This window comes from Aeromonas sp. R9-2, assembly GCF_040908025.1.
In the GTDB taxonomy this organism is placed as follows: Bacteria; Pseudomonadota; Gammaproteobacteria; order Enterobacterales; family Aeromonadaceae; genus Aeromonas; species Aeromonas veronii.
Genome location: NZ_JBFOCX010000022.1, coordinates 1 through 11,108 on the forward strand (window position 1 = coordinate 1; position 11,108 = coordinate 11,108).

The 11,108-nt window shown below is 43.7% G+C and carries 5 protein-coding genes and 1 pseudogene; 4 read left to right on the forward strand and 2 right to left on the reverse strand.

The features are described from left to right. Window positions 1–628, forward strand: a 628-nt coding sequence (locus AB5Y71_RS08655; RefSeq protein ID WP_368170954.1) for an IS5 family transposase, incomplete at its 5' end; no start/stop codon positions are given. 472 nt (window positions 629–1,100) lie between these two features. Here the strand turns inward: AB5Y71_RS08655 and AB5Y71_RS08660 are convergent. After that, window positions 1,101–2,483: a hypothetical protein gene (locus AB5Y71_RS08660; RefSeq protein ID WP_368171399.1), complete on the reverse strand. Its 1,383-nt coding sequence runs from the start codon at window positions 2,481–2,483 to the stop codon at window positions 1,101–1,103. A gap of 315 nt (window positions 2,484–2,798) precedes the next feature. Beyond that, window positions 2,799–3,176, reverse strand: a pseudogene (locus tag AB5Y71_RS08665) (IS630 family transposase); the annotation flags it as partial. 451 nt (window positions 3,177–3,627) lie between these two features. On the opposite strand from AB5Y71_RS08665, the gene AB5Y71_RS08670 reads away from it, so the two are divergent. The 3 genes from AB5Y71_RS08670 to AB5Y71_RS08680 all read left to right on the forward strand — a co-directional run. After that, window positions 3,628–7,377, forward strand: coding sequence for a hypothetical protein (locus tag AB5Y71_RS08670; RefSeq protein ID WP_368171400.1), 3,750 nt, complete (start codon window positions 3,628–3,630; stop codon window positions 7,375–7,377). A 713-nt stretch (window positions 7,378–8,090) separates the two neighbouring features. Beyond that, window positions 8,091–10,232 (forward strand): hypothetical protein, encoded by a 2,142-nt coding sequence (locus tag AB5Y71_RS08675; protein ID WP_368171401.1) that lies wholly within the window; start codon window positions 8,091–8,093, stop codon window positions 10,230–10,232. Between the two features lie 238 nt (window positions 10,233–10,470). Then, on the forward strand, window positions 10,471–11,108 hold a 638-nt coding region (locus AB5Y71_RS08680), incomplete at its 3' end, for an RHS repeat-associated core domain-containing protein (protein WP_368171402.1).

The window sequence follows — 11,108 nt, forward strand, 5'->3', positions numbered from 1 at the left end:
CAAGCGCGCTCGCACGGTGAAAGTGGCCTATCGACAACCCGCCAAGGGGCGTATCACCGACCTGGTTATCGATTCGACCGGCCTGAAGGTATTTGGTGAAGGCGAGTGGAAGGTCAGAAAACACGGCGCCGAGAAGCGGCGTGTGTGGCGCAAGCTGCATCTGGCGGTAGACCCAGTGACCCACGATATCGTGGCGGCGGAAGTGTCGTTGGAAAATGTCCATGATGCCGAGGTGCTACCAACTCTGCTCAAGCCACTACGGCGTAAGCTGGGACGTGTTTATGCGGATGGCGCCTATGACAGCAAAGCCAGCCATCAGCTTATCTCGCGCAAAGGGGCGACAGCCTGTATCCCGCCTCGCAAGAGCGCGGGGTTATGGAAAAAGGGGCATCCAAGAAATGAGGCTGTGCTGGTGATGCGCAAGGAAGGGCTGGCGCACTGGAAGAAGATATCGGGGTATCACCGTCGCTCGCTGGCAGAGACAGCGATGTATCGGTTCAAGCAGTTGCTGGCGGGGAAAATCAGTCTGCGTAACTACAACGGCCAAGTGGGAGAAGTGATGGCGTATGTAAGCGCCATAAACAAGCTGAATATCCTTGGTCTACCTGTCAGAAAGCCCCGAGTGTAGCGGTACTTGGGCAGGGGAAGTCATGACTTGCTCGTTGATTTGGGCAACAACGCCGCCATATTGGCAAAAGATCAGGAATACTGCGCTCCAGTAATGAACGCTTAATATTCGTAGTCAACAAGAGAGGGATAACACCAACGATTGCCAAAGCAAGCATGAAGTGATGGCAAGACAGATCAGACCGTAATGGGGAAAACCCAGTTTAGGGAAGGCTCTTGAAAGTACGCGTTATTGATTGAGACCTCCATCAGCGGATTCAATCAGGGAAAAAGGTGTTTTATTACCCGAGTCTATAGTTGCAATCGACGACCTAAGTAAAGCTACCACAACATATTTCGCTTGGCACACGGGGGCAACTATCTATGCTTAACTCAGCCCTTGGTGACAACTTCCCCAGCCCCCAAGTGACGTTGTCACCAAGGGCTGGGGGTCATGACTTGCTGGCTGAATTGGGCAACAACACCAGTTAAAACTATTGCAATTTAAAATAATCGCCTAAAATAGGATGCTCACTCATATTTTGCTCCACTCCAATTATATCCATCGTTAGCCTGTCAATCTCAATGAACTTGCCTTTGGTAAGGTATATAAATATATTTCCATCTTTAATGGCTGAGGAGCCGACAATGCGACTTGCATATTTAATAATTTCGGGGGGATTTGTTTCGAAATATGAGTGCTTTTTAAACTCCTTTTTCTCTGGATCTGCTAGGTAAACCTCACCACCAGTAGTGAACACGAGATGGGCTTTATTATTCCCTTCGAGCTCAGGAATCCCTTCTGAATCAGGCATCCCTTTGTACAATGGTATCGCTGCATTTATTTTCACTTCATTGTCGACATCATTGAAAACAGAAGAAATAGACAAATCTGTTGATTTCAATGTTTTCTCTTTTATGTCGTAGACTGAGAACAAACCATTATTGTCCACTATGTAAAGATTTGTGCCAGAGAGCATTGCTGTCTTAGATTTCTTAATTAGAGGCTCAAGTAAAGTATGATAATACATATTTTTATTTATTTTATTAAAATAAATGGGTTTTCCGTCAACAAACGCCAAGTATTTGTTGTTCTTCAAAAACATGTATTGCTCGGTATCACTCATCCCGAAAGAAAAAATAATCTGTTTCGACAATGCTTCGTAAACAGTACTCGCATCTACGGTTAAATCTATTTTCTCAAATGCCGGGTTGTTAGTTGCATTAGCAATTAGCTTGCCATTAATAGGCTGTTCATAAGGGATGTTCTCGCCCGTGATGGAATTAAAAAGATTCACAGCAAACCAAACACATGGAGTTAAAGGGCTATAGATACCATGCTCTCCTGTCAAAACGATATCTGGCATCAAGGATGATGCTATTTCCCGAGATTCATTGACAAGTTTTTTAATTTGATTGTCAAGTAGGTGTTGGGTTTCTATATTCATTCTTTCTGCATTTACGCAATATTGGTATGTGAATTTTCGAGAAGGACTATCATAAGTATTCTTATAATTTAGAGCATCCCCTAACGGAGATTTTGGCTGGCGAAATGACCACGAACGCCACGAGTCTTTTCTATCAAAAAACAATGTCCAAGCATGACCTAGGTAACCACTTCCTGCAAGGTTGGTCGCATCAGGAACTAAGTTTTCAGGTGTTTTTTCATTTCTAACAATCAGTTCATTAATTATCCCAGGCATATCTATTTTCTCATCGAGGTTTACCCTCAGACATACTTGTGGGTACCCAACTTGCTCATCACCATAAGGCTCTTCCCTTTGCGCTTTGACATATTCTTTTATCAGCGTATTAGCTGATGCGTTCTGATTTGTTAATAAAGGAATTGCTATGGCAATTAAAAAACGATATTTCATGACATACTCCCTAAATTGATCGCAGTAAATAATGTTGATTCTTCAACGCCTAACCCTAATTTTGCGTTGGGGTGTGTTTAAATTATTTCCAGATTTAAACCCCAATTACGCAAGATATGAAGTTAAGTGGAGTTGGTGTCAAATAACAATGAAAAATAAATTTAAATTTTAAAAATAGCTGCTCACACATACCACTCAGAGAATTCCTAAATAACCGATCCCAATAGCGCTACACCTTGGTTGCGCCATAGCTATTCCCCGGGAAAGGATACTAGGTACCCATGTTCCGTTGCCTGCAGAGAGAGCGCCTACCTAGTAATGTTTGGTGTTCTGTCTCAGTGTGGCAACCCGCTTTTGCTGCGCTCTGAACATTCAGTCTGCCCCTAATTTGGGATAGAGGTTTATATCGACTTCATTCTCATAACACACCGGATTATCGGGCTCACAACGGATCAGTGCAGCCTCGATATTCGCCATTGTCGCCTGATAGGCCGGGTCTTTTATCCGCAACGTCGGCATGGGCCTTCGCCAGACAATGCCCATGCGAGGTAACCATCGGCCGAGCGTGTAAGCCGCCATATTGAGACCTGCTAACCGATTGATTTTGATAGCCAATAGCTCGGTACACAAACGGCTACGCTGATAACCAGAATCTTGCGGGAAAAACTGCATGAGCAGCACCATTAAGGTGATCATCCCATTAACGCCGTGATTGCGATAAACAAACGGACCCCCCTTAGTTGCCTGTAGAAAACTCCGATTATGGCTCTTTCGTTGCGTGTGGAAATATTAGATTGATGGCTTACCTGGCAAATGGTGCTGTTTTAATATATTTAAAAATTTATTTTGTTGGCGAAGGGGGGGAGGGGGCTTGTAATATTTTTTCTATATGCTGTGAGTACTGCATTACTTGTCAATCATAATCATATGTGGTGCTAGCATGCGTCGTGGTAATATTTTTGTCACATCATTATATCCTTAATAAAAAAGGATTGCAGTGCAAGATAAGGTTTGTGGTTGTGTTATCCATCACCATGCTCTAAATGAGCAGTTGACTTCGCTATGTCACCCATGAAGGTTGAATAACTGTCTTGTGACTTCAGTTTTTGTACGACCGCGGAGATTTTTCCTTAAAGGAGCTTTTATGGCAAACGCAAGTGATATCGTTTCAACTGCATTTAATTTTGGCAGTCTCTTTTCATCAGGGGTAGACCTACGCACTGGTATGTACCGAATTGGCATTAGAGTAGGCCTGCTACAGGGGGCCGGCGGACAAATTATTGACCTGACATTAGGCTATGATTTTCTATCAGAAAAAAACGTCGGCTTCGGTAAAGGATGGTCTTTGAACTTGGCGAACTATGATAAGGTTAGCCGTCGCTTGACCTTGTCTAATGGAGCCAGTTTTCGTTTTAACTCGGTTTTGAGTAATGGTGACGTTACCGATATATGTCAATACCTCAAGCCAAGGAATGTCAAGGTTAATTATAATAATGGGAAGCTGGCAGTCACGCACAAGGATGGCACTCAAGAGTTATTCGACCGCGATGGTAATTTGGCATTTATGGTGGCTCCATCTGGTCACACCCTTACATTTAGTTATGGGGCAAATAGTCGATTGAAAAGTATCGGTGATCAGGCCAACAAACTGTTCGAAATAACCTATAGCTCGGGGAGTGTCACCTTCACTGGGACGAATTCCAAGGATAAGGTGGTGATTTTTATTTCCGGCTCATCAAAAATAAATAGAGTTAGATTAACGGATGACACTGAAATCACACTTGTCTACAAGGCGATTAATGGGCTGTATGTCGTTGAGTATGTCTACCACCCAACTGGTGCCATTGAGCAGTTGTTCTACAATGATACGGGAATAAAACTTCCTAGTGGCGGGCCTGTATCTGGATTGCCTGCAGTTAGCCGACATGATACTTATGGTGCTAAGATCGAGCGCATCAGCAAACAATATTTTTATTCAAGCAAAAACTTCTTGGGGTTTGGCTTGGCTCGCTATACGAGTAATGTGGATAATTTATTTGAGGTTGAGGCTGACTATACATATACATGTACCGAGAAATTTGGTGAACGCGAGCTGACCCAGACATATAACAAGTATCACTTGCTTGTCGAGGAATCATTAAAAGATACCTCGAATTGGCCCGGTTACGTCGTACAAGAGATCTCGATGGAATATTATGCCGACACAACTAGGGAATTTGCTGAGCAGCCTGAACAGTATGTTTTCCCCAAAAAGCAAACCACTCGCTACTTCAGTTCGGCCGGTGGCAGCAGAGCGGAAGTGATTGAGTACGAATATGATAATTATGGTAATGAGGTAAGCCGGATCGACGCCTATGGCATCAAGACGCAGTCGACTTACTATCCCGCTTGCGGCGAGGTGGGGAATGCACCGTCAACGCCTCTCGACATACCCTATTTACTGAAGCAACAAACAATTACCCCCTCTCTGCGCTACACAAAAGGCGGGGAAACCGGGCTGCAAAAAGTACTGCGTTACGTCAGTCTGGTCGGCGTAGATGGGCGTACCAGCTTCCCGGTGTTGAGTTCTGAAGAAGAGAAAACCTTGGTGGATGGCAAGATACTGTCGAGCACCCAGTATGAATATCTAAATGACCAACAAGTGTATACCCACGGTTTGCTCTTGCAAAAGGTGAGCGTAGAGGGGAGTACCACGCAGACAGAAAGCTACAGCTACCAAGTCCTCGACGATACTCTGGTCGCAAATTGCCTCTCGAGAATAGCCGGGCTGCCCGATGCCCACAGCAAAACAGTCAGCTGCCTGCACAGTGGCGCCGAGCTTGAGGTGGAGGACAGTATGGGGGTGCGTAGCATCAAGGCCTATGATGGGATGGGGCGGCTTCTAAAGGAAACATTACGCGCTGGCACCCAGTATGAAATCATCAGAGACTATCGCTACACCGTAGGTAGCAATAGCGTATTAGACATCATCGTGTCCGATGGCACGCAAGAGAGAGTTGAGTATGACGCCTTAGGCCGAGAAGCGGTCAGCTATGCCACCGATAGCACCGGATACCTAGGCATGATGCAGGAAAAAACGTACAACTCATCGGGGCAGGTGAATGCCGTGACTGTTTATGACAATTTCGGTGACCATGAGATCGAGAGCAAATCAACCATCGAATATGACATCTGGGGAGAGGTCTGCAAAGAAGTGACGTCCTCGGGTGTCACCAAGGTCGTTGAGCAAGATAAAGTCAGCAATGCCAAGACTGAATATATACAGAGTGCTAGCGGACGCACAACAGAACCTGTCACTACCTATTATAACGAACGGGGCGATGTCATCCAGACTAAACAGGCTGGTTTTGTCACCAGCTATGAATATGATGGGATGGGCCGCTGCATCAAGGAAATCGACCTGTGGGGGAGGGTGACACGTTTTCAACGTGATCTGATGGGACGAAATACCTCAGAAAGTCGGGATATTGGCTCTGGGCTAACTATAAGCAGAATATATGATACCCAGAACTACGGTGACCAAGTAACTGAAATAATGGTCAATAACTCCCGGCTAGGAACGCGCAAGTATGATCCGGCAGGTCGTCTCACCGCGGAAAGCAAGGGGGTGTATAGCACTCGCTATGGCTATAACACACACAGTCAAAAGCCGCATTTTGTGACTCAGCCAGATAACAGCCATATCAGATACACTATAGATACGGTGCTGGATGAAATAGTGAAGTATGAAACAAGTGATGGTGAAGTAGGGACGTTTACCTATCATTCACCTACCGGCAGAGTGATAATTTTGGAAAATACTATCAACGATAATAAGATCTTTTCGTTGACGAAGGATTATTATCCCAATGGGGCGCTGAAGTCAGAAAGCCAATCAGGGAAAACAGCTTTCTATACCTATTCGCGCCAAGGGCTACTGCTCACCATGACAGACTATTTTGGTGCACATGAAACACGTGATTACGATAGTCATCACCGTTTGGTTAGCGTCATCATTGATAACCAGAGCACTGTAAAAATTGGCTATGACGAATTCGATCGTGTTAGACAGGAAGTCATAACCAGCCAGGGTCAACCAACCTTGCAACATACATATGAATATGACTCACAAAACCGATTGGTCCAGAAAAGTACGCTGGTTGACGGGGTACATTACCTGAGTCAGAAATACGAATATTACCGAGATGGTAATCTGAGCAAGAAAGTGCTAACCGATGAAAGCTACCGGGTCACGACTGAGAGCTATGTATATGACGAGCTTGGTCGCCTCATGACATTGGAGGCTAATGGACCACTTAGTCCAGTTTATCGTGAGAAGGGTCCTATCAGACACCAGGGATTTGAATTCGACCCACTCGGTAACATTACCAGGGTGGAGACTTGCTATGTTGACAACGGCATCCAGCAAATCGATATCGCCGATTATGGCTACGATGCCAATGGCATGCTGATAACGATTGGGCATAGCCAAGATCAGAGCAAGGTCACGCTGAGTTACGATGATAACGGTAATCTAACCTGGGATGAGCGCGGGTTGCTGTATCAATATAACGTATTGGGCCAGTTGAGACGAATCAAGGATGCCACTCAGCAAACGGTTACCGAGTACCGATACAGCGCCACCGGCGTGCAGCTGACGCAGAGCATACCCGGACAGCAGGAGATCGAGCTGTTTTATGGTGCCGAGGGGCTGTTGAACGAGCAGCAAGGCGGCGGTTATTCCCGGTTGATGTCGGTTAATGGTCGGCCGCTGAGCCGACGTGTACAACTTCAGGGACAGTGTTATGTCACCAGCTTGGTCGGGGATCACAAAAATAGTATCTTGGCGGAGATAGATAACACAAAGAAACGAAGTTTGATATATACCCCGTATGGAGAGGATAGTGAGGGGTAATATTATCATGGTGTAGAAATTGGTGCCTGTGGAAGGCTTTGTCGTGAGTAGCGGTAAGCAATACCATTTCGTTGAGAATGAAGCCTATAATAGCTTTAGGTTTCTGATGAGAATGGAGTGCTTTTATTAGGGAAAGCCAGTTGCACTATAAAAACACTTTAAATTACCAAGGGTAAATAAAATAATTCTGCGTAATGTTTTTTCTAAAAATAAGGAAAATCATTTCCTTTGATGATGTGGTTGACGGACATTGTCAATTGACTGGAGGCAAAGGGGTGATATTGATTGTTGACAATTATGAGGGGGCAAAATGGCTCTATTGTAGCAGCGGTTAATTATTATTTTGATAAGGTAAAGGCTTGTGTCCTATTAAAAGATGGCATATTCTTTAGTTATATATCTGAGCTGGTCGAGAGAGAGTTTTATATTTTGGTAATAAATAAAAAGAGGTGCTTGAAGTTATTAAGGGGTAAATCTTGTTATCTATCTTGCATGGTCGAATGAGAAACTGGAGGCCAATATCGAATGAATTTTGCCGGTTGGCATTTAGTTCATGGTTGTATTATTCCCTAGGTTGTCTTTGGTGGAGGGTGTGGATTTTATTAATTTTGGTGAATTAAACTGTTATTATTTAATTTATGTGCGATGTTATTAAGTATGGTTGCTCATTGCTGTAAGTTTTAATTATATCGTTAATTTAAAGAGGGTGATTTATGTTAAGATATATTTTTCCTATTTTCACTGGGGTTCTATTACTGCTTTTAGCTGGTACCACAATGGCTGCAGAGCCTATCCCAGTGGGCGGCTATGTCGGGGTTAACGGTAAGCAATATATTTTCTTTGATAATGGAAACTACAGTAGATTTAAAGTCTCTGATGGGAATGGTGCTATTTTGGAATCTGAAAACCTTCCCGCTATAAAATACTTTCCTGGTTTTCCAACAGGAAAGAAAATTTCTGGTGTGATGAGTGATCCTACAAATAATGTAATACAATATTTATTTTTTGGTGATGGAACTTACGCTACTTATCAGCATGGGGAAGGGATAGATAAGATTTTGTCTACTGGCAGCATTAAGGACAAATGGAGTTTTATAAAGGGAAGGGGAGTCGCAGCTATTCTCAATTCTCCTAAAAGAAAAGGAGAAACGTACTTCTTCTTCAAGGATGGTACATATTCAAATTACGATTTCGTAAAGGATGCTGAATTGTATAATGCTAAGGTAACTGCGAATTGGGTTGGGTGGCCCAAAAATGGAACTATTGTAGGTGCAATTAATCATCCTTTCGATAAGAGAAGTGCTTATATCTTCTTCGGTAATGGCACCTACGGCCGTTATAAATTCGGGATTGGGAATGAGAATGAGCTGTTTTTATATTTCAGGGGTTATGAATCCTTTAAAGAGGATCTTATGTCGAGCGTGTTGGACTCAATAAGATGGATTTATAATAGTACCAATATTGCAGATGGTGAAAGTAAAAACCTTATTACGGCATCTTCAATAACTGTGCCGACTAACTACATAAATTCAGGTAATGGGAATGGCATTGTGCTTACTTTAAACGGGAAATACTTTTCTGACCAAAGTATTTTTTCAGTGAGTTCTAGTAACGAATCCTTGTTAAGGCTGGAACCTCTTTATAGAAATCGCTTTGAGGTAATGGGTAAGCCTGGTTTGGCGGAAATTATTATTACGCGGAAAATAGACAATTTTGTGATGAAGCGTCTCGTGGTTCTGATTGAGGAAGGCGCTAAAGCCGCTATCTCTAGCAAGCAGATTTTCAATGCGAAAATCCACAATGTCAGGAATTTCAGATTTAATCGTGGTAGCGAAGGTCATCCTCGGTATATTTATGCCAACGGGGAAATGCAAGCTCCTATTTATATCGAGCTTGAAGTGGAAGATAAGAAAACAGGTGATCTTGTTGAGGTTTCAGATATAACTGCCGACGGTAGTTTTATAAAACTGTATGATTTACATACCGGTCCGGAGAAAAATAAGAAGTCTTATTTAGGCTGGGGGAGCTCAGAAGGTGCTAATTATGATGAGCATTGGCGGGTAAGTCGCGCCCGAAGTGAGTTCGATTTAGGAGGGTATACCCTTCCCAGCCAACAGCCTATGGCAGAGGCTGAGCAGGACAAGCCTGCCAGCGCCGCATCAGCAGCGGGAAATTTTGTGAACCGATATACTTATTATGTCACCACTACGGAAGCAGTTGATAAAATTATTTGTGCGAATGTTGGTGATGTTTATCACTCTTGTGAAAATGGCCAAGATGAGTTTGCAAAAATCATTTCTATAACGAAAAAAAGCTATTCTCTTGATGATTTCATTGTTACTGGCAACTATTTTTCTAGCAGTTTCAATCCGTTAAAGGTGCGTTTTATTAAACTCAAACCAAGATCTGGATTTTATGTCCGTAAAATTAAAGATAATGGCCTGCTTAAATATGATGGAGACCGGTTGGTTATGCAAAGTGCGAAAGATACCATGTTGAATGACGGTCATCAGTATTATTTAAAGACGAATGTTTGGTATGCGGTTAAACCAGGTATGAACAACGTTAATTTGTCCATTCCATATTTCGAGAAGAATAAGGGGTGGCAAGCATTCCAAACTCCAGCGTTAAGTACTGATGATGGCAGTTTATATCTTATTGAGTCATCTAAGGATGGTCTTGCTGATAATAATTCTCTTGCACCATACAATGGCTCAGCCAATCCATCTTACAATAATGGGAAGAGCACTCAATATGAGAAAAATATTGAAGGGTGGGATAGTTACGGCAATCCTTTTATTATTTACCTTCGCCGCAAGGGGAGTTGGGATCTTGACATTTACAATGTCCCATGATTGACTGCTTGTTATTATAGGTTTTTCGGTGATACCTCTAGTGTCTTTCTATATAGACCCGATACGATATACGCTATTTGATTAGCCGTGAGGGTAGTGAACGGCGGTGGGTGTCATGAAGATATCAGCCTTAAAGGCACATACCAACTCAACCTATCGGAGGTGTCACCCCTTTATTATGGTGATAATTATTAACTGATTCAATCGTGTCGTTTATGACTCGTGTATGGAGCTAGTAATGAATTCAATTAAACGTGATCCTTTTACACTGCTACTCCCCGCCGAGAACAGTTCTTCATTGGATGCTTATCCTAATTTGAGTCGTAGACAATTCTTGATAAAATCGTCTATTTTCGCGGCAGCCTCATCCTTGTTGGTATTACCCAATGCATTGCGGGCTGCGGATTTATTGCTGACGAATAGCTCGGGCTTGTTGATGGCGGATGAGGCTCGAAATCAGCTGACGATTATGACTAATTTCATCGGATTCAACGGCGAGCGGCGAGACCCGGTTACCGGCCTATACCATTTAGGGAAAGGGTATCGGGCTTATAACCCGGCGCTGATGCGTTTTCATGCGGCTGACAGTTTAAGCCCTTTTGGTGATGGAGGGCTTAACCCCTATGCCTATACCCTTGGAAACCCAATTAACCTGCTTGACCCAAGTGGTCATATGAGCGTGTCGGCAGGAGTGGGACTTGGTTTGGGTATTTTGGGGCTACTGATTTCGATTGTCACCCTGGGGACGGGGATCGCAGCGGGAGCTGCCATGATGACGGCAGGAACCGCCTTGTCAATAACCTCTTCTGTCCTGGGTATCGTATCTTCTGCGACAGGTATTGCGTCTGCCTTGACGGAAGAGAGTAACCCGCAAGC